The sequence below is a fragment of the Blastococcus sp. SYSU DS0539 genome (genome assembly GCF_054050855.1).
In genome coordinates, this window is sequence record NZ_JBJHAF010000003.1 from 324,744 (window position 1) to 346,965 (window position 22,222).

General features: G+C 74.2%; 21 protein-coding genes. 13 read left to right on the forward strand and 8 right to left on the reverse strand.

The features are described from left to right. The first annotated feature begins 189 nt into the window (after window positions 1-189). From ACI790_RS05825 to ACI790_RS05835, 3 genes are all read left to right on the forward strand, one after another. Window positions 190-1,275: an EAL domain-containing protein gene (locus tag ACI790_RS05825; RefSeq protein ID WP_456568841.1), complete on the forward strand. Its 1,086-nt coding sequence runs from the start codon at window positions 190-192 to the stop codon at window positions 1,273-1,275. 316 nt (window positions 1,276-1,591) lie between these two features. Further along, a complete protein-coding gene (locus tag ACI790_RS05830; RefSeq protein WP_456568842.1) occupies window positions 1,592-1,876 on the forward strand; it encodes an HU family DNA-binding protein in 285 nt (94 codons plus the stop codon). Window positions 1,877-2,004: 128 nt separating this feature from the next. Beyond that, entirely contained in the window at window positions 2,005-3,261 is a 1,257-nt protein-coding gene (locus tag ACI790_RS05835; protein ID WP_456568843.1) for a serine hydrolase domain-containing protein, read from the forward strand. A 131-nt stretch (window positions 3,262-3,392) separates the two neighbouring features. Here the strand turns inward: ACI790_RS05835 and ACI790_RS05840 are convergent, their stop codons facing one another. Next, complete coding sequence (locus ACI790_RS05840) at window positions 3,393-3,896, reverse strand: MaoC family dehydratase (RefSeq protein ID WP_456568844.1); 504 nt, start codon at window positions 3,894-3,896, stop codon at window positions 3,393-3,395. 28 nt (window positions 3,897-3,924) lie between these two features. On the opposite strand from ACI790_RS05840, the gene folP reads away from it, so the two are divergent. The 4 genes from folP to ACI790_RS05860 all read left to right on the forward strand — a co-directional run bounded on the left by folP (window position 3,925) and on the right by ACI790_RS05860 (window position 8,192). Next, on the forward strand, window positions 3,925-4,785 hold the full coding sequence (folP, locus tag ACI790_RS05845) for a dihydropteroate synthase (RefSeq protein WP_456568845.1): 861 nt from the start codon (window positions 3,925-3,927) through the stop codon (window positions 4,783-4,785). A 136-nt stretch (window positions 4,786-4,921) separates the two neighbouring features. Beyond that, a complete protein-coding gene (locus ACI790_RS05850; RefSeq protein WP_456568846.1) occupies window positions 4,922-5,347 on the forward strand; it encodes a PaaI family thioesterase in 426 nt (141 codons plus the stop codon). Between the two features lie 87 nt (window positions 5,348-5,434). Continuing rightward, window positions 5,435-7,030 carry a 4-coumarate--CoA ligase family protein gene (locus ACI790_RS05855; protein ID WP_456568847.1) on the forward strand — a complete coding sequence of 532 codons (1,596 nt, stop codon included), beginning with the start codon at window positions 5,435-5,437 and terminating at the stop codon, window positions 7,028-7,030. Window positions 7,031-7,199: 169 nt separating this feature from the next. After that, entirely contained in the window at window positions 7,200-8,192 is a 993-nt protein-coding gene (locus ACI790_RS05860; RefSeq protein ID WP_456568848.1) for an NAD(P)H-quinone oxidoreductase, read from the forward strand. A 6-nt stretch (window positions 8,193-8,198) separates the two neighbouring features. Here ACI790_RS05860 and ACI790_RS05865 read toward each other — a convergent pair whose 3' ends face one another. Continuing rightward, complete coding sequence (locus ACI790_RS05865; RefSeq protein ID WP_456568849.1) at window positions 8,199-9,422, reverse strand: cysteine desulfurase-like protein; 1,224 nt, start codon at window positions 9,420-9,422, stop codon at window positions 8,199-8,201. A gap of 179 nt (window positions 9,423-9,601) precedes the next feature. Between ACI790_RS05865 and ACI790_RS05870 the strand changes: the two genes are divergently transcribed. Further along, entirely contained in the window at window positions 9,602-10,150 is a 549-nt protein-coding gene (locus ACI790_RS05870; protein WP_456568850.1) for a bacterial proteasome activator family protein, read from the forward strand. A gap of 47 nt (window positions 10,151-10,197) precedes the next feature. On the opposite strand, the gene ACI790_RS05875 is transcribed toward ACI790_RS05870, so the two are convergent. The 4 genes from ACI790_RS05875 to serS form a co-directional block, all read right to left on the reverse strand. After that, entirely contained in the window at window positions 10,198-11,841 is a 1,644-nt protein-coding gene (locus tag ACI790_RS05875; protein ID WP_456568851.1) for a methyl-accepting chemotaxis protein, read from the reverse strand. 149 nt (window positions 11,842-11,990) lie between these two features. Continuing rightward, window positions 11,991-12,794, reverse strand: coding sequence for an HAD family hydrolase (locus tag ACI790_RS05880; RefSeq protein WP_456568852.1), 804 nt, complete (start codon window positions 12,792-12,794; stop codon window positions 11,991-11,993). Continuing rightward, window positions 12,787-13,695, reverse strand: coding sequence for an HAD family hydrolase (locus ACI790_RS05885; RefSeq protein WP_456568853.1), 909 nt, complete (start codon window positions 13,693-13,695; stop codon window positions 12,787-12,789). Before ACI790_RS05885 ends, ACI790_RS05880 begins: the two co-directional genes overlap by 8 nt. Further along, complete coding sequence (serS, locus tag ACI790_RS05890) at window positions 13,692-14,993, reverse strand: serine--tRNA ligase (RefSeq protein ID WP_456568854.1); 1,302 nt, start codon at window positions 14,991-14,993, stop codon at window positions 13,692-13,694. The genes ACI790_RS05885 and serS overlap by 4 nt, the downstream gene beginning before the upstream one ends. Window positions 14,994-15,348: 355 nt before the next feature. Between serS and ACI790_RS05895 the strand changes: the two genes are divergently transcribed. From ACI790_RS05895 to ACI790_RS05905, 3 genes are all read left to right on the forward strand, one after another. Beyond that, window positions 15,349-16,776 (forward strand): GuaB1 family IMP dehydrogenase-related protein, encoded by a 1,428-nt coding sequence (locus ACI790_RS05895; protein WP_456568855.1) that lies wholly within the window; start codon window positions 15,349-15,351, stop codon window positions 16,774-16,776. Further along, a complete protein-coding gene (locus ACI790_RS05900) occupies window positions 16,773-17,120 on the forward strand; it encodes a metallopeptidase family protein (RefSeq protein WP_456568856.1) in 348 nt (115 codons plus the stop codon). Before ACI790_RS05895 ends, ACI790_RS05900 begins: the two co-directional genes overlap by 4 nt. A 78-nt stretch (window positions 17,121-17,198) precedes the next feature. Next, window positions 17,199-17,534, forward strand: coding sequence for a GroES family chaperonin (locus ACI790_RS05905; protein ID WP_456568857.1), 336 nt, complete (start codon window positions 17,199-17,201; stop codon window positions 17,532-17,534). A gap of 7 nt (window positions 17,535-17,541) precedes the next feature. Here ACI790_RS05905 and ACI790_RS05910 read toward each other — a convergent pair whose 3' ends face one another. Together ACI790_RS05910 and ACI790_RS05915 are read right to left on the reverse strand one after the other, a co-directional pair. Beyond that, entirely contained in the window at window positions 17,542-18,450 is a 909-nt protein-coding gene (locus tag ACI790_RS05910; RefSeq protein ID WP_456568858.1) for a YwqG family protein, read from the reverse strand. Window positions 18,451-18,502: 52 nt separating this feature from the next. Further along, window positions 18,503-18,979, reverse strand: coding sequence for a MarR family winged helix-turn-helix transcriptional regulator (locus ACI790_RS05915; RefSeq protein ID WP_456568859.1), 477 nt, complete (start codon window positions 18,977-18,979; stop codon window positions 18,503-18,505). 76 nt (window positions 18,980-19,055) lie between these two features. On the opposite strand from ACI790_RS05915, the gene ACI790_RS05920 reads away from it, so the two are divergent. Both ACI790_RS05920 and ACI790_RS05925 read left to right on the forward strand, forming a co-directional pair. After that, on the forward strand, window positions 19,056-21,185 hold the full coding sequence (locus ACI790_RS05920) for an MMPL family transporter (protein WP_456568860.1): 2,130 nt from the start codon (window positions 19,056-19,058) through the stop codon (window positions 21,183-21,185). Window positions 21,186-21,261: 76 nt separating this feature from the next. After that, window positions 21,262-22,149, forward strand: a complete 888-nt coding sequence (locus ACI790_RS05925; RefSeq protein ID WP_456568918.1) for a ketopantoate reductase family protein — start codon at window positions 21,262-21,264, stop codon at window positions 22,147-22,149. The last annotated feature ends 73 nt before the right edge of the window (window positions 22,150-22,222 follow it).

Sequence of the window (22,222 nt, forward strand, 5' to 3'; positions counted from 1 at the left end):
TCCTCCACCCGGCTCCCCGCGCCCGGGCGGGCGCGCACCAGTGCACATGCTGGCACGCCCGTCGGCGCGGAACGGGAGCGGCATCCCCGCGGGATCCGGCGCGCCGGGCGTGTCCCCCCTGCTGGGGAAGGGGCGGCGCTCCCGGTCAAGCTCCGCCGCCGCCGGGCCGATGCCCCCTCCATGCTCGGCATGCGCACCCGCCTCCCGGACTGCCGGCCCCTGCTCGCCGACGCCGACGACCTCACCCTGGTCTTCCAGCCGATCGTCGACCTGGCCGCCGCGACCATCGCCGGGTACGAGGCGCTGGCCCGCTTCCCGGGTGTCGCCGGCCCCGCCGTCTGGTTCACCGCCGCCGCCGAGGCGGGGATCGCCGCCGAGCTCGAGGCCCTGGCCATCCACAAGGCGCTCGCCGCCGTCGACGACCTGCCGCCCCACACGTTCCTGACCGTCAACGTCAGCCCGCACCTGCTCGGCACCGCCGTCGTGCAGGACGCGCTGGCCTCCCGCGACGACCTGCACCGCGTGGTCGTCGAACTCACCGGGCACACGCCGGTCGACGACCTGGCCGCGCTGCGCCGGCAGACCGAGGACCTGCGTGAACGCGGTGCGCTGATCGCCCTGGACGGCGCCGGCAGCGGCTACCCGGGGCTGCCCCAGCTGGCCGCCGTCCGGCCGCAGTTGATGACGCTCGACCGGGCGCTGGTCGCCGACGCCGACGGCGACCCCGTCCACATGGCCCTGGCCGAGCTGGTCGGGGAGTTCGCCGACCGCATCGGCGCCTGGCTGCTGGCCGAGGGCATCGAGACCCCCGCCCAGCTGGCCGCGTCCACCCGGCTCGGCGTCCCGCTGGCCCAGGGCTGGCTGCTCGGCCGCCCGGCTCCGGAGTTCCGACCGCTCGACCCCGAGGTCGCCCGGCTGGTGCGCACCCACGCGGCCCGCGCCCGGGTGACCGACAGCGTGGCCGGCCTGCTCCGCCCGGTCCGGCAGTACGTGCTCGGCGCCGAGGTGCCGAGCACGCCCCCGGCCGTGCTGGTCGGCCCGCACGGCGAGCCCGCGGCGCTGCTGCTGACCGACCCCCGCACCGGGGCGATCCACACCGCGCCCGTCTCGCTGCGCGTGCACCCGACCACCGACGTCGGGGACGCCCTCCGCCGGGCGCTCACCCGGCCGCCCGCGCACCGTTTCGACCCCGTCGTCTGCACCGACCCGACTGGCCACGTGCTCGGGCTGCTGCGGATCGAGGACCTGGCGTCGGCCGGCCGCGCCGCCCGCTGACCCGCCCGTCCCGGTCACCCGACCGGGTGATGTCCCGGCCGGGCCGCCGAAGGCGCCCGCACGGCCCCGGCGCAGCCATGGGACTGCTGTGACCGGCGGGTCTGCTGCGGGCCGCCGGAAGCCCCCCGCTGGCGGGACACGCCGGCGGCATGGCACCGTGCCCCCCGGCCCGGACTCCCGCGAGACCGGGCGCCCCGTGCACCGCGCCACCGCGCGGACATCGGGGAACCCCGCCCGCGCTCCGCGCGTCAGGGGGAAGGAGCCGGCTGCGTGCCGAGATCACGGCACGCGCCACCGCCTACGGAAAGGTTGCCCCATGAACAAGGCCGAACTGGTCTCCGCCATCGCCAAGCGCGCCGACGTCCCGACCTCGACCGTGGACTCGGTCCTCGCCGGCCTGCAGGACGAGCTCGTCGACGCCATCACCCGCGGGGAGAAGGTCGCCGTCTCGGGCCTCATCACCGTCGAGCGCACCCAGCGCTCCGCGCGCACCGGCCGCAACCCGCAGACCGGTGAGTCGATCGAGATCCCCGCGGCCAACACCGTCAAGGTGACCGCCGGCTCGAACCTCAAGAAGGCCGCCAGCTCCGTCCCGGTCTGATCGCAGCTCGTCCCCGCCGCCGGGCGGACGCCCCGACCCCCGTGTGTCCGGGCTCACAACGTCGTGAGTCAGGATGCGGGTCGAGGCGTCGCCCGGCGGCGGACGGCGTCCGGGACCCGGAGGTGTGCGTGAGCGACGAACTGCAGGTGGGCACCGATCCGGCCGAGGTGGGCATGGACCCCGCCCGGCTGCGACGCATCGACGACCGGCTCGCCCGCTACGTCGAGGACGGCCAGCTGCCCGGCTACCTGGTGACGGTCGCCCGGCACGGCAAGCTGGTGCACGTCGGCCGCTACGGCTCCCGCGACGTGGAGCAGGGCCGCCCCGTCGAGCTGGACACCCGGTGGCGCATCTTCTCGATGACAAAGCCGGTCACCTCGGTGGCGGCGATGATGCTCTACGAGGAAGGCGCCTTCCAGCTCACCGACCCGATCTCGCGGTGGCTGCCGGAGTTCGCCGAGACCCGGGTGTACGTCGCCGGCTCGGCGCTGAAGCCGGTGACCAGCCCGCAGGTCGAGCCCATCCGGGTGCGGCACCTGCTCACGCACACGTCGGGGCTGACCTACGGCTTCCACCACGCGCACCCGGTCGACGCCATCTACCGCGCGATGGGCCACGAGTGGGGGACGCCGCCGGGCGCGGACTCCGCCGAGGTGTGCCGGCAGTGGGCCTCGGCGCCCCTGGTCTTCCAGCCGGGCAGCGAGTGGAACTACGGCGTCTCCACCGACGTCCTGGGCCGGCTGGTGGAGGTCGTCTCCGGGCAGTCGCTGGACGAGTTCTTCGCTTCTCGCATCTTCGCGCCGCTCGGCATGACCGATACGTCGTTCGGGCTGCGGCCCGAGGACGACCCCGACACCCTGGCCCGGCTGTACGCCGCCGTCCCGGGGCAGCCGGGCGGCGCCGCCACGGGCTTCGCGCCGCTCGACGCCATGGGGCAGGCGGCGCTGAGCAAGCCGACGTTCCTCTCCGGCGGCGGCGGCCTGGTCTCCACCGCCGGCGACTACCTGCGCTTCATCGAGATGCTGCGTCGCGGCGGCTCCTTCGACGGCGGCCGACTGCTCGGGCCCCGCACGCTGGCGCACATGGTCACCAACCACCTCCCCGGCGGGCAGGACCTGGAGACCTTCGGCCGGCCGCTGTTCGCCGAGACGCCGCTGCGCGGGGTGGGCTTCGGGCTCGGGTTCTCGATGGTGATCGACCCGGCGCACTACGGCGTCGTCTCGAACGTCGGCGACTACAGCTGGGGCGGGGCGGCGTCGACGGCGTTCTACGTCGACCCGGTCGAGGACATCACCGTCAGCTTCTACACGCAGCTGCTGCCCTCGAGCACGCTGCCGATCCGCAACTACCTGCGCCAGCTGGTCAACCAGGCCCTCGTCGTCTGACCAACGACCCGCCCGAGGTCGGGGCGGGGATCAGGTGACCTGATCGTCGCGCGTCCTCCCTCACCGCCTGCGGTGAGGGAGGACGCGCGACGGCGCGGGAGGACGGCGGATCCGGGCCCCCCGCCCGCCGGTCAGAGGTAGCGGCGGTAGACGACGGTGGCGACCATCGCCGGCTTGCTGCCGCCCTCGACCTCCACGGTGACGGCGAGGTTCATCTGGATGCCGCCCTCGAACGGCGTCGCCGCCTCGAGCGTGGCCCCGGCCCGCACCCGCGCACCCACCGGCACCGGCGAGGGGAAGCGCACCTTCTCGGTGCCGTAGTTGACGCCCATCCGGAACCCGGTGATCTCCACGATCTGCGGCATCAGGGAGGGCAGCAGGGACAGCGTCAGGTAGCCGTGCGCGATCGGCCCGCCGAACGGGCTCTCCTTCTTCGCCCGTTCCGGGTCCACGTGGATCCACTGGTGGTCACCGGTCGCCTCGGCGAACTGGTTCACCTGCTCCTGCGTGATCGTCACCCAGTCGCTGTGACCCAGGTGCTGACCCACCAGGCCCTGGACCCCCTCGACGCCCTCGGCCGTCGTCTGCGCCATCTGCTCTGCCTCCTCGTGCACGGTCTGGTTGGCTGACTCCACCACACACCACCATGGGACGGGGAACGGGTTGCTGCGACTGGGGGCCCTCGACGTGCCCGACGGACGGTTCGTCGTCATGGCGATCGTCAACCGCACCCCCGACTCGTTCTACGACCGCGGCGCCACCTACGAGCTGGCCGCCGCCGTCGCGCGGGTGGACCAGGTCGTCGCCGAGGGGGCGGACATGGTCGACGTCGGCGGGGTGAAGGCGGCGCCCGGCGAGGAGGTCTCCCCCGCCGAGGAGGTGCGCCGCACCGCCGACCTGGTGGCCGCGATCCGCGCCGCGCACCCCACCCTGCCGATCTCGATCGACACCTGGCGGGCGGAGGTGGCGCGCGAGGTGCTGGCCGCCGGCGCCGACATCGTGAACGACGCCTGGGGCGGGGTGGACCCCTCGCTCGCCGCCGTCGCCGCCGAGGCCGGCGCCGGGATCGTCTGCACGCACGCCGGGGGGCTGCCGCCCCGCACCCGGCCGCACCGGGTGGCCTACGACGACGTCGTCGCCGACATCGTCACCCGGACGACGGCGCTCGCCGAGGCCGCCGTCGCCGCCGGCGTGGACCCCGAGCGGGTGCTGATCGACCCGGGCCACGACTTCGGCAAGAACACCCGCCACTCGCTGGCGGCCACCCGGCGGCTGGACGAGCTGGTGGCCACCGGCTGGCCGGTCCTGGTCGCGCTGTCGAACAAGGACTTCGTCGGCGAGACGCTCGACGTCCCGCTCGAGGAGCGGCTCACCGGCACGCTGGCCGCCACCGCCGTCAGCGCCTGGCTGGGCGCACGGGTGTTCCGGGTGCACGACGTCGCGCCGACCCGGCAGACGCTGGACATGGTCGCCTCGATCCAGGGCACCCGGCCGCCGGCCCGCACCACCCGCGGCCTCGCCTGACGCCATGACACCGTCGTCCTCCGGACGACACCGCGGCCACGTGCCGTCCCGATCGCGCTGAGCGCCACCGCCCACTCGTCGGGGACCCTCCGGGCCCCGCTCCTCGCGGGAACCCCTGCAGCTAAGTTCCCTTTCCATGTCCGCCACCGGGTTCCTCACCGCCGACGAGCTCAACGCCCTGCTGCCGGGCACCTTCCCGGGCCTGCTCGGCATCGTCATCGACACCCACGAGCGCGGCCGGCTCACCAGCCACCTCGACATCCGCCCGGAGCTGCTGGCGCCCAACGGCTACCTGCACGCCGGCACGGTCGTCACGCTCGCCGACACCAGCTGCGGCCTGCCCACGCGGGCGCTGCTGCCCGAGGGGTCGACCGGCTTCACCACGATCGAGCTCAAGAGCAACCACCTGGGCACCGCGCGCGAGGGGCGGATCGCCTGCGAGGCGACCAACGTCCACGCCGGGCGGACGACGCAGGTCTGGGACGCGGTCGTCAGCAACGCCGCGACCGGGAAGACCATCGCGCTGTTCCGCTGCACGCAGTCGGTCCTCTGGCCGCGCTGATCGGGCGAACCGGCGGCTAACCCCCTTGTGAGCGAGGGCGCCGCGGATGTGAGACTGGCGCCACACACCGCCCGAGGAGGAACACCTGTGGCTCTGGCCAGCCGTTATCCCGACGTCGAGATCCCCAACGTCTCCGTCCCCGAGTACGTCCTCGCGGCCGGCAGGGACCGGCCCGACGCCCCCGCCCTGATCGACGGGCTCAAGGGCGATGTGATCACCCACGGCCAGCTGGCCGCGTACGTCGACCGCGTCGCCGCGAACCTGCACGCGCGCGGGCTGCGCAAGGGCGACGTCGTCGCCGTCTTCTGCCCGAACACTCCCTGGTTCCCGGTGGTGTTCCACGGCATCGCCGCGGCCGGCTGCGTCATGAGCCCGATCAACTCGCTCTACACGCCCGACGAGATCGCCTTTCAGCTGAAGGACTCCGGCGCCAAGATCCTCATCACGATCTCGCTGTTCATGGACCGCGCCACCGCGGCCGTGGAGAAGACGCCGCTGGACGAGATCATCGTGCTGGACGGGGCCGAGGGGCACGCCAACCTGTTCGACCTGCTCGGCGCCGACGCGCCGTCGGTCCAGGTGGACATCGACCCGGCCAACGACCTGGTCACGCTCCCCTACTCCAGCGGCACCACTGGTCTGCCCAAGGGCGTCATGCTCACCCACCGCAACCTGGTGTCGAACGTGGCGCAGTGCCTGCCCCTGCTCAGGACGGGGGAGGACGAGCGGATCATCGCCGTCCTGCCGTTCTTCCACATCTACGGCCTCACCGTGCTGATGAACCAGGGCCTGGCGCTGGGCGGCGCGGTGGTGACCCTCCCCCGCTTCGAGCTCGAGGACTTCCTCCGCACCATCCAGGACCACAAGATCACCCGCGCGTTCGTGGCGCCGCCCATCCTGCTGGCGCTGGCCAAGCACCCGCTGGTCGACCAGTACGACCTCAGCTCGCTGGACTCCATCCTCTCCGGCGCCGCCCCGCTGGACGAGCAGCTGGCGCTGGCCGCCCAGGACCGGCTGCGCAAGGGTGCCGACACCGGCGTCACGGTGGGCCAGGGCTACGGGATGACGGAGCTGTCCCCGGTCTCGCACACCACCCCCGACGCCGACGCCCAGCCGCCGGGCGTCTCCATCGACGTGCCGAAGGGCTCGGTCGGGTTCGCCATCCCCAACACCGAGTGCCGGCTGGTCGACCCGGCCACCGGTGAGGACGCCGCCCCGGGTGAGCGCGGCGAGCTGTGGGTCCGCGGCCCCCAGGTGATGAAGGGCTACCTCAACAACGAGGAGGCGACCCGCTCCACCCTCGACTCCGAGGGCTGGCTGCACACCGGTGACGTGGCCGTGGTCGACGACAACGGCTGCTACACCGTCGTCGACCGGGTCAAGGAGCTGATCAAGTACAAGGGCTACCAGGTGGCCCCGGCCGAGCTCGAGGCCGTCCTGATCAACCACCCGGAGATCGCCGACGCCGCGGTCATCGGCGTGCCGGAGAAGGAGAGCGGCGAGGAGCTGCCGAAGGCGTTCGTCGTCCGCGCGCCCGGCTCGGAGCTGACCGAGGACGCCGTCAAGGCCTACATGGCCGAGAAGGTGGCCCCGCACAAGAAGATCCGGTTCGTCGAGTTCATCGAGCAGGTGCCGAAGTCGGCGGCCGGCAAGATCCTCCGCAAGGACCTCAAGAACCGCTGAGCACGGCCGACGGCGCCGCGTCCCTCCCCGGGGGCGCGGCGCCGTCGCGCGTTCCCGGCACCTGCGTGGGCGCCGGGATGCGCATCCGCGCGGTTCACAGCGCCCGGATGACCGCGCTCGTGCGCATCTCGGTGAGCAGCGCCCCCGCCGGGCTCCCTAAGGTCGGGGCATGCGTGCGGTGACGACGAGCGGACCCGGTGGCCCGGAGGTGCTCGGCTGGAGCGAGGTGCCCGACCCCGTCTGTGGCCCGGGCGAGGTGATCATCGACGTCGCCGCGACGGCGGTGAACCGGGCCGACCTGATGCAGCGGCAGGGCTTCTACCCGCCGCCGAGGGGGGCCAGCGAGGTCCTGGGCCTGGAGTGCAGCGGGATCGTCAGCGAGGTCGGCGAGGGCGTCTCGGGCTGGTCGGTCGGCGACGAGGTGTGCGCGCTGCTGGCCGGGGGCGGCTACGCCGAGCGGGTCGCCGCCCCCGCCGGCCAGGTGCTGCCGAAGCCCTCGGGCGTGGAGCTGGCCACCGCGGCCGCCCTGCCGGAGGTCACCTGCACCGTCTGGTCCAACGTCTTCCTGCTCGCCGGGCTGCAGCGTGGCGACTCCTTCCTCGTGCACGGTGGCTCCAGCGGCATCGGCACGATGGCGATCCAGCTCGCCGCCCGCGCCGGCGCCCGGGTGTTCACCACCGCGGGCACCGCCGCGAAGCTCGACGTCTGCCGCGAGCTGGGCGCCGAGGTGGGGATCAACTACCGCGACGAGGACTTCGTCGAGCGGGTGAAGGAGGCGACCGACGGGCGGGGGGTCGACGTCGTCCTCGACAACATGGGCGCCAAGTACCTGGCCCGCAACGTCGACGTCCTGGCCGACGGCGGCCGGCTGGTGATCATCGGCATGCAGGGCGGCACCAAGGCCGAGCTGGACATCAACGCGCTGCTGCGCAAACGCGGCTCGGTGCACGCCACCGCGCTGCGCTCGCGCCCGGCGACGGGGCCCGGCGGGAAGGCCGAGATCGTCGCCGCGGTGCGGCACGACGTGTGGCCCGACGTCGAACGCGGCGTCGTCCGGCCGATCGTGGACCGGCGGCTGCCCATGTCCCGCGCCGCCGAGGCCCACCAGGTCGTCGAGGCGAGCGAGCACATCGGCAAGGTGCTGCTGCTGCCCGGCGACTGAGCCGGCTCAGCGCGGCCGCAGCCCGGCGACGGCGTCGATGATCCGGCCCACCTCGTCGGCGGTGTTGTAGTGCATGAGGCCCAGGCGCACCGCGCCCCCGGTCTCGTTCACGCCGAGGGCGTCGAAGAGCTCGCGGGCGTAGAAGTCGCCGTCCCAGGCGCAGATGCCGGCCCGGGCCAGCTCGGCGGCCACCTGCCGCGGGCGCATGTGCGCGACGGTGAACGACAGGGTCGGGGTGCACCGCTCGGGCTCCCCGAGGACCTGCACGTGCCGCATCGCGCGCAGCGCCTGGTCCAGCCAGTCGAACAGGTCGCCCTCGTGCCGGGCCACGGCGGCCATCGACGCGCGCAGCCGGTCCCGCCGGCTGCCGCCGACCTCGCCGCAGAGGCCGGCGAGGTGGTCGACGGCGGCGCTCACGCCCGCGTACAGCTCGAAGGGCGGCGCGCCGGCCTCGAACCGGTCGGGCACCCGGTCCGGCGAGGGGAGCAGCTTGTCCGGCCGCAGGTGCTCCAGCAGCTCCGGATCGGCCACCACCGCACCGACGTGCGGCCCGCACCACTTGTAGGCCGACACGGCCACGAAGTCGGCCCCCAGCGCGGTCTTGTCGAGGAACACGTGCGGGGCGGCGTGCGCGGCGTCGACGTAGACCAGCGCACCGACCGCGTGCGCCTGGGCGGCGATGCCGGCGACGTCGGGCCGCGTGCCCAGCGCGTTGCTGGCGGCGGTGACCGCCACCAGCCGGGTGCGGCGGTCGATCAGCTCGGCGTACTGCCACGCGGGCAGCTCGCCGGTCTCGATGTCCACCTCCGCCCAGCGGACCTGCACCCCGGTCGCGGCGGCCATCTGCACCCACGGCCGGACGTTCGCGTCGTGGTCGAGCCGGCTGAGCACGATCGCGTCGCCGGGGCGCCAGGTTCGGGCCAGCGCGCGGGCCATCCCGTACGTCAGCGTCGTCGTGCTCGGCCCCAGCACCACCCCGCCGGGGCGGCCACCCACGAGGTCGGCCACGGCCGCACGGGCGCCGGCGACGAGCGCCTCGGCCCGGCCCGAGGCGGGGAAGACCCCACCCCGGTCGGCCACCGGCATGCGCATCGCCGAGCCGACCGCGTGGGCGACGTTCTCCGGGACCAGCGAGCCGGCCGGCCCGTCGGCGTGCACGTAGCCGTCCGACAGCGCCGGGAAGAGGCCGCGCACCCGCGCGACGTCCAGCCCGCCCGCCCCCGAAGACATGCGCCGCACCCTAGTTCCCGGCCGGGTGCGGCGATTCCCTGGCCGGGTCCGGCGATGCGTTCCTGGCCGGGTCCGGCGATGCGTTCCTGGCCGGGTCCGGCGATGCGCCGTCCCGGGGCCGGGGCCGGCCTCCCCGGCCGGGCGGCCCGCCGTCCCCGGCACGGGGCAGGATGGAGGGCATGACGGCACCGGAGAACGGCAACGAACGTCCCCAGCAGGTGGTCGTGGTCGGCCCCGACGGACGCCCGGTCGGCACCGTCCCCATGCCCCAGGGCGCCGACGACGAGGGTGACGGCGGCACGAGCGTCGGCGAGCTGGTCGAGCAGCCCGCGAAGGTCATGCGGATCGGGACGATGATCAAGCAGCTCCTGGAGGAGGTGCGCGCCGCTCCCCTGGACGACGCCAGCCGCAACCGGCTGCGCGACATCCACGCCTCCTCGATCCGGGAGCTCGAGCAGGGGCTCGCCCCCGAGCTGCGCGAGGAGCTGGCCCGCATCACGCTGCCGTTCACCGAGGGCGAGACGCCGTCGGACGCGGAGCTGCGGATCGCGCAGGCGCAGCTGGTCGGCTGGCTCGAGGGCGTGTTCCACGGCATCCAGACGGCGCTGTTCGCCCAGCAGATGGCCGCCCGCGCCCAGCTGGAGGAGATGCGCCGCAAGGCGCTCCCCGGCGGCCAGGCGCCCGGCCCGCACGGCGACTTCCGCCCGGGCGGCGGCCAGTACCTCTGACCCGTCCCCCGGGCGACGACCAGGTGACCTGGTCGTCGCCCGGGGGGTCAGATCTGGAAGCGGCTCACCGCGTCCTGGAGCTCGCCGCTCATGCGGGCCAGCTCGGCGGCCGCCCGCTGGGCCTCCTCGACCCGGTGGTTGGTCTCCTGCGTCCCGGCGGCCAGCCCGGAGATCGCCGCCGCGATGCCCTGGGTGCCGCTGGCGGCCTCGGCCACGTTGCGGTTCATCTCGTTGGTGGTGGCGGTCTGCTCCTCGACGGCCGCGGCGATGGTCGCCTGGAAGTCGTTGATCTCCCCGATGACCGTCGAGATCCGGCTGATCGCCTCCACGGCGCCGGCGGTGTCGGCCTGGATCGCCTCCACCCGCTTGGAGATGTCCTCCGTCGCCCGCGCCGTCTCCTGCGCCAGCTCCTTGACCTCCGACGCCACGACGGCGAAGCCCTTGCCGGCCTCACCGGCGCGGGCGGCCTCGATGGTGGCGTTCAGCGCCAGCAGGTTGGTCTGCTCGGCGATCCCGTTGATCAGCTTGATCACCGTGGCGATCTCCTGCGAGGAGTCGCCCAGCTTCCCGACCGTCCGCGTCGTCGTCTCGGCCACGCCCACGGCCTGACCGGCCACCCGGGCGGCCTCGGTCGCGTTGTGCGCGATCTCCCGGATCGCCGACTCCATCTGCGACGACCCCGTCGCCACCGTGTCCACGCTCGAGGCCACCGCGCCGGCCGAGGCCACCACCTCGTCGGCCTGACCGGCCGCCGTCCGCGCGTTGGCCGAGATGCCCTCGGCCGCCGAGCTCAGCTGGTGCGAGGCAGCGGCCACCCGGGTGGAGGAGTCGCTGACCAGCGTGAGCACGTGCCCGATCGAGTCGAGGGTGTGGTCCAGCGACTCGGCCATCTCGCCCAGCTCGGCGCCGCCCGTGCGGCCGGCGCGGACGGTGAGGTCACCGGCGGCGACCTGGGCCAGCACCTCGCGGATCCGCTGCACCGGGCGGGTGACGCCCCGGGCGACGACCAGCGCGAGGACGACGGCGACCAGCAGGCCGACGGCGATGATCACCAGCGCCAGCGTCCGGGCCGTCTCGTAGGCGCCGCGGGCGTCGTCCGCCGTCGCCACCGCGGCCGCGGCCGCGGCGTCGGTCGCCTCGACCAGCGACTCCTCGATGATGGTCTCGTTCTCGGCCATCGTCCGCAGCAGCGGCGGCATCGCGGCGGGGTTGGTCGCGCTGACCGCCTGGAGCTCGGCGAGCGCCTCGAGGTAGGTCCGGGTCGCCGACGCGAACGTCTCGTACGCCGTCCGGGTGGGCCCGTCCAGCGGCATCTCGCCGACCGCCGCGATGTCCTCGGCGAGGACCTCGCCGGACTCCTGCGTGCCCCGCCGCGCCTTGGCGATCGTGTCGGCCGGCAGCGTCGGGATGGACGCCCGCGCGACGTTGGCCGACAGGCGCCACCAGTCGCTCTCGAGCTCCTGCAGCCCGTGCAGCGGGACGGCGCCGTCGTCGTAGACCTGCTTGGCCTGGTCGCTGAGGGTCGACATCCGGTCGATGCCGAACGCGCCGACGCCGACGGTCGTGAGCGCCACGACGAGGATCGAGCCCAGCAGGCGGCCGCGCAGCCCGATGGCGGACAGCCCGCGGCCCGGCTGCAGGTCGTCCCGCCGCGTGGCCGTCGTGGTGCCGGGGTCGTGCACGTGCTCCATGCCAGCTCGCTTCCTCGCGGATGATCGTCCGCCGCACGGCGTCCCTGCAGTCATCGGCACGAGGCCCGGGAGGTCCAGCCCAGCCGCTGGATGCGCTGACACGAACGGCCGTGATGCCGCGTCGCGCGAACGATCGGTGCGGCGGGCCGCTACAGGGAGCGCAGGAACGCCGCGACGCCGTCGTCGTCGTTGCCGCCGGTGACGTCCGTGGCGACGGCGAGCAGGTCGGGGTGCGCGTGCGCCATGGCGACCGCGCGGCCACCGCCGTCGCGGACCCACCGGAAGGCGGCGATGTCGTTGGGCATGTCCCCGAACACGACGACGTCCCCGGGCCCGACCCCGTGCCGGGCCGCGACCGTGGCCAGGCCCGACGCCTTCGTCACCCCGGGTGCGGAGATCTCCGCCAGGGCGTCCGTCGACGAGCACGTGACCGTCGCCCGGCCGCCGATGACCTCCTCCACCAGGGCGACGAACTCGTCGCGCGGCAGGCTCTCGTGGCGGGCCAGGAGCTTGGCGACCGGCTGCCTCACCATCTCCTCCAGCGTCGCCTCCGCGACCCCGGGGGCGTCGACGTCCCACCGCGGCTGGTAGATCGGCTCGTGGCGGAACTCCAGCCCGTACTCGACCGCGAACCAGGTGTCCGGCTGCCGCCGGCGCAGCTCGTCGGTCACCGATCGGAGGACGTCGGGGTGCACGGCCTCCTCGTGGAGGATCTCGAAGGTCTCCAGGTCCAGGAGGACGGCGCCGTTGCAGCACACCGCCGTCCCGTACCCGAGCACGTCGCGGATCCGGCGCATCCAGCGCGGCGGGCGGCCGGTGGCCAGCACCACCGGGACGCCGCCGGCCCGCCACCGCTCGAGCTCGGCGACGGTCGCCTCGCTGACCGTGTCGTCCCAGCGCAGCAGCGTGCCGTCCATGTCGCTGGCGATCAGCCGGGGACGCCAGTCAGACACCGAGGACCTCTTCCAGGTAGCGGGCGACCCCGTCGGCGCGGTGGCCGCTGGTCACGTGGCTGGTGACGGCGCGCACCGCCGGGTGCGCGTTGGCGACGGCGACCGCCCGGCCCCCCGCCTCGGCGACCGCGGTCAGCATCGGCAGGTCGTTGGGCATGTCGCCGAACACGAGGACGTCGCCGAAGCCCACGCCGTGGCGCTCCAGGGCGATCGCGAGGCCGGTGGCCTTGGTGATGCCGGGCGGCAGCACCTCGATGAAGCCCAGGCCGGCGTGGGTGAGCTCGGCGTCGGCCGGGTCGACGACGGACCGGGCGAGCGCCAGCAGCTCGTCCTGGCCGAGGGTCGGCGAGCGCAGGAAGACCTTCAGCACGGCCTCCGGCGGCAGCACCTCGTGCTTCGCCAGCAGCTGGGCGTCCTCGGGGTAGGGCCAGTCGAAGCCGTGCTGCACCCGCAGCGCGCCGCGGGCCTCGCGCTGCTGGGCGGCGTCCTCGACCGCCATCACCAGGTCGCCGGTCACCGCCTCGATCCGCTCGATCACGGCCATGGCCTGCGTCCGCGGCAGGGCGACGGCGCGCAGCACCTCGTCCCGCTCCAGGTCGACGACGAACCCGCCCTGGGAGAGGACGGCGACGCCGCGCCCGTCGAGGGCGGCCCGCACGCTCTCCAGCAGCCGCGGGCCCCGGCCGGTCACGCCGACCACCGGGATGCCGGCGTCCCAGCAGGCCGCCAGCGCGGCGCGGGTCCGCGGGCTCACCTCGCCGGTGGCGTCGAGCAGCGTGCCGTCGAGGTCGGTGGCCACCAGCTTGGGGCGCCACGGCCCCAGGTCGCCGAGCTCGACGACCCGGTCCGCGCCGGGCAGGACGCCGTAGGCCTGCAGGACCTCCGGCGGGCGTGGGCTCATGGGGTGGCCGGCGGGACGGGGGCCGCCAGGGTCATGCCCGGCGTCAGCGCCGCGACGCCGCCGAGCCACGGGCGCAGCGCCACCGGCACGTGCACCGAGCCGTCGGCGCGCTGGTGGACCTCCAGCAGGCAGGCGATGGTGCGGGCGATGGCGCAGAGCGTGCCGTTGAGCGTGGCGGCGGTCTGGGTCTTCCCGTCGGCGTCGCGGTAGCGGATGTTCAGCCGGCGGGCCTGGAACGTCGTGCAGTCCGAGGTGCTGGTCAGCTCGCGGTAGGTGCCCTGCGTCGGGAACCACGCCTCGATGTCGTACTTGCGGGTGGCGCTGGTGCCCAGGTCACCGGCGGCGATGTCGACGACGCGGTAGGGCAGCTCCAGCGCCTGGAGGAACTCCTCCTCCCAGGCGAGCAGCCGCAGGTGCTCGGCGGCGGTGTCCTCCGGCCGGGCGAAGCTGAACATCTCGACCTTGTCGAACCAGTGCACCCGGATGATGCCGCGGGTGTCCTTGCCGTAGGAGCCGGCCTCGCGGCGGAAGCAGGACGACCAGCCGGCGTAGCGCTTCGGGCCGGCGGAGAGGTCCAGCACCTCGCCGCTGTGCATGCCGGCCAGGGCGACCTCCGAGGTGCCCACGAGGTACAGGTCGTCCCGCTCGATCCGGTACACCTCCTCGTCGTGCTCGCCGAGGAAGCCGGTGCCCTCCATGGCGCTCGGCTTGACCAGCGCCGGGGCGATGACCGGGGTGAACCCGGCGGCGACCGCACGGGAGATGGCCAGCTGGGCGAGCGCGAACTCCAGCAGCGCCCCCGGGCCGGTGAGGAAGTAGAACCGCGAGCCGGAGACCTTCGCGCCGCGCTCCATGTCGATCGCGCCGAGGGCCTCGCCGATCTCGATGTGGTCGCGCACCGCGAAGCCGTAGGCGGGCACCTCGCCGACCGTGCGGAGGGTGACCGCGTCGTCCTCACCGCCCGGCGGCACCTCGCCGGCCACCACGTTGGGGATGCGGATGTGCACGTCGCGCAGCGCGGCGTCGGCGGCGCGCTGCGCCTCCTCGGCCTCCTTCACCTCGGCGGCCAGCGCCCGGGCCCGGTCGAGGACGGCGGGCCGCTCCTCGGGAGCGGCCTTCTTCACCGCCTGGGAGGCGCTCTTCTGCTCGGCGCGCAGGTCGTCGGCCCGCTTCACCGCCTCCCGCCGGGCCACGTCCGCGGCGAGCAGCGCGTCGACCAGGGACTCGTCGGCACCCCGCGCCCGCTGGCTGGCACGGACGACGTCGGGGTTCTCACGCACGAGCCGGAGGTCGATCACCGTGCGATTTTGTCACCTGCCGGTGGACGGCGCGCCAACGGTGACGAGACACCGACTCCCGAGCCGGGCGCGGACGCCTCGGTTCCACCCACAGCACAGTCCGTCTCTGCCCAGCACCCGCGGGCAGAGACGGACTGTGCGCAGAACGACCTCGCCGTCTCTGCCCAGCACCCGTGGGCAGAGGCGGACTGTGCGCAGAACCACCTCGCCGTCTCCGCCCAGCACCCGTGGGCAGAGACGGACCTTGAGCAAAATGGCCCCGCCGGCTCTGCCCAGCACCCGCGGGCAGAGACGGACTGCGCGCAGAACGACCTCGGCGCGGCCGCACCGAGCCCCCGTCAGGGACACTGGGGCCATGCGGTTCCTGCAGCGCCCCGACCACGACCTGACGTACTCCGACGTCTTCATGGTCCCCGCGCGGTCCTCCGTCGGCTCGCGGCTCGAGGTCGACCTCACCACGCCGGACCGGGTGGGGACGACGATCCCGATCGTCGTCGCCAACATGACGGCGATCTCCGGACGGCGGATGGCCGAGACCGTGGCCCGGCGCGGCGGGCTCGCCGTGCTGCCGCAGGACATCCCGGTCGACGTCGTCGGCGAGGTGGTGTCGTGGGTCAAGACCCGGCACCCGGTCTACGACACCCCGATCACCCTCTCCCCCACCTCGACCGTGGGCGAGGCGCTGTCGCTGCTCACCAAGCGCGCGCACGGGATCGTCGTCGTCGTCGAGGGCGGCTCCCCCGTCGGCGTCGTCACCGACGGCCAGTGCCAGGGCGTGGACCGGTTCACCCAGCTCGCCGAGGTGATGACCCGCGAGCCGCTGACCATCCCGGCCGGCACCGACCTCACCAAGATCTTCGACGTGCTCTCCGGCGAGCGGGTGAGCGCGGCCCCGGTGACCGACGGCGACCGGCTGGTCGGCGTCATCACCCGCAAGGGCGCGCTGCGCTCGTCGCTGTACACCCCGGCCCTCAACGCCGACGGCTCCCTGCTCACCTCCGCCGCCGTCGGCATCAACGGCGACGTCGCGGGCAAGGCCGGCGCCCTGCTGGCCGCCGGGGTGGACGTGCTCGTCGTCGACACCGCGCACGGGCACCAGGAGAAGGCGATCGAGGCGCTGCGCGCGGTGCGCTCGGTGGCGGGCTCCGTGCCGGTCGTCGCCGGCAACGTGGTGACGGCGCAGGGCACCCGCGACCTGATCGAGGCCGGTGCCGACGTCGTCAAGGTCGGCGTGGGCCCCGGCGCGATGTGCACCACGCGGATGATGACCGGGGTGGGGCGGCCGCAGTTCTCCGCCGTCGAGGAGTGCGCGGCCGAGGCGCGCGCGCTCGGCAAGCACGTCTGGGCCGACGGCGGCGTGCGCCACCCGCGCGACATCGCGCTAGCCCTGGCGGCCGGCGCGGCCAACGTGATGGTGGGCTCCTGGTTCGCCGGCACCTACGAGTCGGCCGGGGACATCCACGACGACGGCTCGGGCCGGCTGTACAAGGAGTCCTTCGGCATGGCCTCGGCGCGGGCGGTCAAGGCGCGGACGGCGACGCAGTCCGGCTTCGAGCGGGCCCGCGCGGGCTTGTTCGAGGAGGGCATCTCGTCGTCCCGGATGTACCTGGACCCCGCCCGGCCCGGTGTCGAGGACCTGATCGACCAGATCGTGGCGGGCGCGCGGTCCTCGTGCACCTACGCGGGCGCGCGCACCGTGGACGAGCTGCACGAGCGGGCGGTCCTGGGGGTGCAGAGCTCGGCCGGCTACGAGGAGGGCCGGCCGCTGCCGACGTCCTGGTGAAGGCGCTCCCGCTGCCGGTGTTCGAGGCGCTGGTCGCCGACGCGCTCGACGAGGTGCCGGCGGAGCTCATGAAGCTGCTGGACAACGTCGTCGTCCTGGTGGAGGACCGCCACCCCGACGAACCGGAGCTGCTCGGGCTCTACGAGGGGTACGCGCTGACCGAGCGCGGCTGGGACTACGGCGGCGCGCTGCCGGACCGGATCATGATCTACCGCGAGGCCATCTGCGACATCTGCGACACCGAGGACGACGTGGTCGAGGAGGTCACGATCACCGTCGTGCACGAGATCGCGCACCACTTCGGCATCGAGGAGGACCGCCTCCACGAGCTGGGCTGGGGCTAGCTCCGGCGTCTCGTGCACGAACCGCCGGGCGGTCGGTGCCCGGAACCCCCCGGACGGCGGCGGGTAGCGTGGATCGACGTGCCCGACGACATCGCCTCCGCCGGCAAGCTGCCGATCAAGATGCTGCACGACCGCATCCTGGTCGCGCTGCGCAGGGAGGACGGCGACCGGCGCTCCAGCGGCGGCATCCTCATCCCCGCGACCGCGCAGGTGGCCAAGCGGCTGGTGTGGGGCGAGGCCAAGGGCGTCGGGCCGAGCGTGCGCCAGGTGAAGGTCGGCGACCAGGTGCTCTTCTCCCCCGAGGACCAGCACGAGGTCGAGGTGCACGGCGAGGACCTGATCATCCTGCGCGAGCGCGACGTGCACGCCGTCGCCGCCGAGCGCATCGAGGAATCGACCGGCCTCTACCTCTGAGCCCCGCTCAGCCAGAACGGATCAGACACCAGGCCCGGTCGAAGCGGCGGGCCGCCAGATCGCTCTCCCGCATCCAGACCTCCAGCGGTGCGGCATCGCCGAACCACTGGTCCAGATGCGTCCAGCTCTCGATGTCCAGGATTAGCCGATGGCTGTCCCCCGCGTCCAGCGGCAGCACCTCCGCGAGCACTTCCAGCGCCTCCGCGCTGCCGGCCTGGCTGTACCCGTAGACGTGGGTCACGGGGATCGGCCACCCGTCCGTGGAGCGGGTCTGCTGGAGGAGCCAGGCGCGCTGGTAGGCCTCGCCCAGCGCTTCGGCCGCCTCGAAATGCTCAGTCCCGACGAAATCCGTCGTCGACGGCAGGATCCAGCCGCGCAGGAAGAGCCCAGGCTGGGCCACCTCCGTCGGCGTGTCGACGTCGGCCGGCACCTCGGCGAAGCCCGACCGGTCGGGCTCCGCGACCCACCGGACCAGCCAGCACCCGGCACTCCCGTCCGCGGCCGCGAAGCCGTAGGTCTCCAGGTCGTGGAACACCTCGAGGACCCCGGTCGTCGGCAGTCCCTCCCGGTGAGCGGGGAACGCCTCCTTCTCCTCGATGACCGCAGCCCCGTCCACGTCGGCCAGGGCGACGGTCGCGATGTGCGCCAGCGGTCGCCCGTCCCGGCGACGGGGCCACTGCGGTAGCGGGAGGATCGCGGGGCCGCCGAGCCACGAGACCTCCCCGCCCGTGGTCCACAGCTCGTCGAGCTCCGGCCGGCCGGGGGTGAACGACTGGGCGGTGAAGACCGGCGACCAGGCGATGTCGTCCCGCAGGAACGCGGAGTCGAACGGCCACTGCCCCAGCCACTCCTCGACCACGGGCCACGGCGCGTTGATCGGCGCGATGTCCGGCTTCCGCTTCTTCCTGCCTGCCATGCCACTCCTCCGTCGACGACGGCCGCCGCCGCCCGTCCACTCGGCCGAACCGTTACTCCGGCGGTTCCACGACTCTGGCGTACTGCTCGATGACGGCGGTCATCCCGGTCAGGAACCGGTGGACGACGGCGAGGTCGGCGTCGGAGTAGTCCTCCATCGCCGCGAGCAGGTCCCGCTGCAGCCCGCCGAAGAACTCCGCGCCGGCCGCCATCGCGGAGTGCGACATCTCCAGCACGACCCGCCGCCGGTCCTCGGTGTCGCGCACGCGTCGCAGGTGCCCGGCCTTCTCCAGGCGGTCCACCAGCGCCGTCACCGACGCCGAGCGCAGCTCCACCGCCTCGCCCAGCCGTCCGGCGGTGAGCTCCTCGCCGCGGCGGGCGGCGTCCATGATCGCGACCAGCGCCCGGACGTCGGTGCGGTTGAGCCCGTGCCGCTGGGCGAACCGCTGGCCGACTGCATCCAGTTCGACGGTCAGCCGGCGAAGGAGCAGTGCCAGCTCCTGCCGCGCGCGCACATCCTCCTCGGACACCGGTCCTCCGTTCGCGCTCGGCCGGTTCCCGACCTAATCTCTCGATGATCGAGACTTTCGACCACCGAAGGACATCGTGCCTCGCCGTACCCGCATCCTCCGCTGGCTGATCCCGGCACTGATCGCCGTGGCCTGGCTGGCCATCGCCGGCCCGCTGGGATCGTTCAGCGGCAAGCTGGGCGAGGTCTCCGAGAACGACTCCGCCGCCTTCCTCCCCGACAACGCCGAGTCCACCCGGGTCACCGAGCTCCAGCAGCAGTTCCGCACCGAGCGGACGCTGCCGGTGATCCTCCTCTGGGAGAGCGAGGACGGCGCGCTCGCCCCCGCCGCGCCGGCCGAGGCCCAGGAGCGGGTCGACCAGGCGGTCGCGATCGCCGAGGACGCCGGCGCGCTCGCGGGTGAGCCGTCACCGGCGATCCCGTCCGAGGACGGCGAGGCGGCGCAGGCGGTCCTGCCGTTCGACCCGGACCTGGGCGACACCCTGGGCGAGGTCATCGGGGAGCTGCGCGACCTGCCCGCCGTCGACGGCACCACGGCCTACGTCACCGGCCCCGGCGCCATCTTCTCCGACTTCGCCGAGGGCTTCTCCGGCATCGACGGGCTCCTGCTGATCGCGGCGTTCGGCGTCGTCCTGCTGATCCTGCTGGTCGTCTACCGCAGCCCGCTGCTGCCGCTGCTGGTGATCGGCACCGCCGGTCTGGCGCTGGTCGTCTCCCTCGCGGTGGCCTACTTCCTGGCCAGGCAGGGCTGGATCGCGGTGAACGGCCAGAGCCAGGGCATCGCCTCGATCCTCGTCGTCGGCGCGGCCACCGACTACGGCCTGCTGCTGGTCGCCCGCTACCGCGAGGAACTGCGCCACGAGGAGTCGAAGTACGCCGCGATGCGGGTCGCGCTCCGGCAGTCGTGGGAGCCGATCCTGGCCTCGGGCGGCACGGTGATCCTCGGCGTCCTCTGCCTGCTCTTCTCCGACCTCGGCTCCAACCGCGGGCTCGGCCCGATCTCCGCGGTGTGCATCGCCTTCGCCATGCTGGCCGCGCTCACCTTCCTGCCCGCGGTGCTCGTGCTGTTCGGCCGCACCGCCTTCTGGCCGTTCCGCCCGAAGTACGGCGAGGCGCACGCCTCCGAGCGGGGCTGGGAGCGGGTGTCGGCCTCGGTCGGCCGCCGTCCCGGCCGCTACCTGCTCGGCAGCGGCGGCGCGCTGGTCGTCCTCGCGCTGTTCGTCCCCACCTTCGACGCCGACGGGATCCCGCTCTCCGAGGCGGTGCGCGGCGGTTCGGAGTCCGGGGAGGGCCAGGAGGCGCTCGCCCGCCACTACGAGGCCGGCGCGTCGAGCCCGGCGGTGATCATCACCCCCGCCGACGGCTGGCAGGACGTCGCCGACGCCGCGTCCGGGGTGGACGGCGTCGCCGAGGTCGCCCCCTTCACCGGCGAGCAGTCCGGCCCGCCCGGAGCCGGGAGCGCCGAGCCGTTCGTGGCGGACGGACTGGTCCGGATCGACGCCACGCTCGCCGACGCCCCCGACAGCGAGGCCGCCCAGGACACCGTCCAGGCCCTGCGGACGGCGGTGGGCGACGTCGACCCCGACGCCCTCGTCGGCGGATCGAGCGCCGGCGACCTGGACACCCAGGAGACCGCCGCCCGCGACCTGGCGGTGATCGTGCCGCTGGTGCTGCTGGTGATCACGGTCGTGCTGGCCCTGTTGCTCCGCGCGATCCTGGCCCCGCTGCTGCTCGTCCTCACCGTCGCGCTGAGCACGGCGGCGACCGTCGGCGTCAGCGCGCTGGTGTTCGACCACCTGTTCCGGTTCCCGGGCAGCGACCCGCAGGTGCTGCTCATCGGGTTCGTGTTCCTCGTGGCCCTGGGGATCGACTACAACATCTTCCTGATGACCCGGGCCCGGGAGGAGTCCGTCCGGCACGGGGCCAGGACGGGCGTGCTCCGCTCGCTGGCGGTGACCGGCGGCGTGATCACCAGCGCCGGGCTGGTGCTGGCGGCCACGTTCGGCGCGCTGACCGTGCTGCCGCTGGTGATCCTCATCCAGCTCGGGTTCCTCGTCGGCTTCGGCGTCCTGCTCGACACCTTCGTCGTCCGGACCCTGCTCGTGCCGGCCGCCGTCCACCTCATCGGCGACAAGGTGTGGTGGCCGAGCGCGCTGGCGAAGGGGCCGACGGCCCCGGCGGAGGAGCGGGAGCTGGAGCGCGTCTGACCGGCCGGGGAGCGGCGGAACGTGCACGAACCGCCGCTCCCCGGCCGGTGTGGGGCAGGCTGGCCACGTGGAGACCATGCGTGTGGCGGTGCTCGGGCCCGGCGGCGTCGGCGGGCTGCTGGCCGCGCTGCTCGCGCGGGCGGGCCACGCGGTCACCTGCCTGGCCCGGCCGGAGACCGCCGCGCACCTCGACCGCGACGGCCTGCGGGTCGACAGCGACCGCTTCGGCCGGCTGACGGCGCCGGTCCGCGGGGCCGAGCGGCTGGCCGCGCCGGTCGACGTCCTGCTGGTGACGACGAAGGCGACCCAGCTGGACGGCGCGCTCGACCGCGTGCCCGCCGACGTGCTCGGCGACGCCGTGGTGGTGCCGCTGCTCAACGGGGTGGAGCACCTGGCCGCGCTGCGCGGGCGCTACCCGGCCGCGCGGGTGGTCGCCGGCACCATCCGCGTGTCCGCCGCCCGCCCCGCGCCGGGCGAGGTCCGGCACGAGGGGCAGCTGTGCGCCGTCCAGCTGGCGCCGGGCGCCGAGCCGCTGGCCGGCGCGCTGGCCGCGGCGGGGGTGGACGTCGCCGTCCGCCCGGACGAGGCCGGCCTGCTGTGGGACAAGCTGGCCTTCCTGGCCCCGATGGCGCTGCTGACGACGGCCGCGGCGGCGCCGCTGGGGCCGGTACGCGAGCAGCGGGGCGAGGAGCTGGCCGCGGTCATCGCCGAGGTGGCCGGGGTGGCGCGGGCCGAGGGCGCGGCCCCGGACGCCACCGCCACCCGCGACTTCACCTGGTCGCTGCCCGACGGGATGCGGTCGTCGTTGCAGCGCGACGCCGAGGCGGGCAACCCGACGGAGCTGGAGGCGATCGGCGGCGCGGTGCTGCGGGCGGCCGACCGGCACGGCGTCGAGGTCCCGGTCATCCGGCGGATCGTCGAGGAGCTCCGCGCCCGGCTGGGCCGGCCCCCGGGGAGCACCTGAGCCGGTGGCCCGAGTGCGCAGTTGCTGCCGCCGACACGTCCGGACGCGCCGACGCGAGCGACCGGAAGTGCCC

Bases quoted from the DNA above. Each gene is read 5' to 3' on its own strand.
- ACI790_RS05865 (WP_456568849.1), bottom strand. From the start codon at position 9,422: ATGTCTTCGGGGGCGGGCGGGCTGGACGTCGCGCGGGTGCGCGGCCTC.
- ACI790_RS05925 (WP_456568918.1), top strand. From the start codon at position 21,262: ATGCGTGTGGCGGTGCTCGGGCCCGGCGGCGTCGGCGGGCTGCTGGCC.
- ACI790_RS05870 (WP_456568850.1), top strand. From the start codon at position 9,602: ATGACGGCACCGGAGAACGGCAACGAACGTCCCCAGCAGGTGGTCGTG.
- ACI790_RS05825 (WP_456568841.1), top strand. From the start codon at position 190: ATGCGCACCCGCCTCCCGGACTGCCGGCCCCTGCTCGCCGACGCCGAC.
- ACI790_RS05860 (WP_456568848.1), top strand. From the start codon at position 7,200: ATGCGTGCGGTGACGACGAGCGGACCCGGTGGCCCGGAGGTGCTCGGC.
- ACI790_RS05830 (WP_456568842.1), top strand. From the start codon at position 1,592: ATGAACAAGGCCGAACTGGTCTCCGCCATCGCCAAGCGCGCCGACGTC.
- ACI790_RS05910 (WP_456568858.1), bottom strand. From the start codon at position 18,450: ATGGCAGGCAGGAAGAAGCGGAAGCCGGACATCGCGCCGATCAACGCG.
- ACI790_RS05875 (WP_456568851.1), bottom strand. From the start codon at position 11,841: ATGGAGCACGTGCACGACCCCGGCACCACGACGGCCACGCGGCGGGAC.
- ACI790_RS05850 (WP_456568846.1), top strand. From the start codon at position 4,922: ATGTCCGCCACCGGGTTCCTCACCGCCGACGAGCTCAACGCCCTGCTG.
- ACI790_RS05885 (WP_456568853.1), bottom strand. From the start codon at position 13,695: ATGAGCCCACGCCCGCCGGAGGTCCTGCAGGCCTACGGCGTCCTGCCC.
- ACI790_RS05895 (WP_456568855.1), top strand. From the start codon at position 15,349: ATGCGGTTCCTGCAGCGCCCCGACCACGACCTGACGTACTCCGACGTC.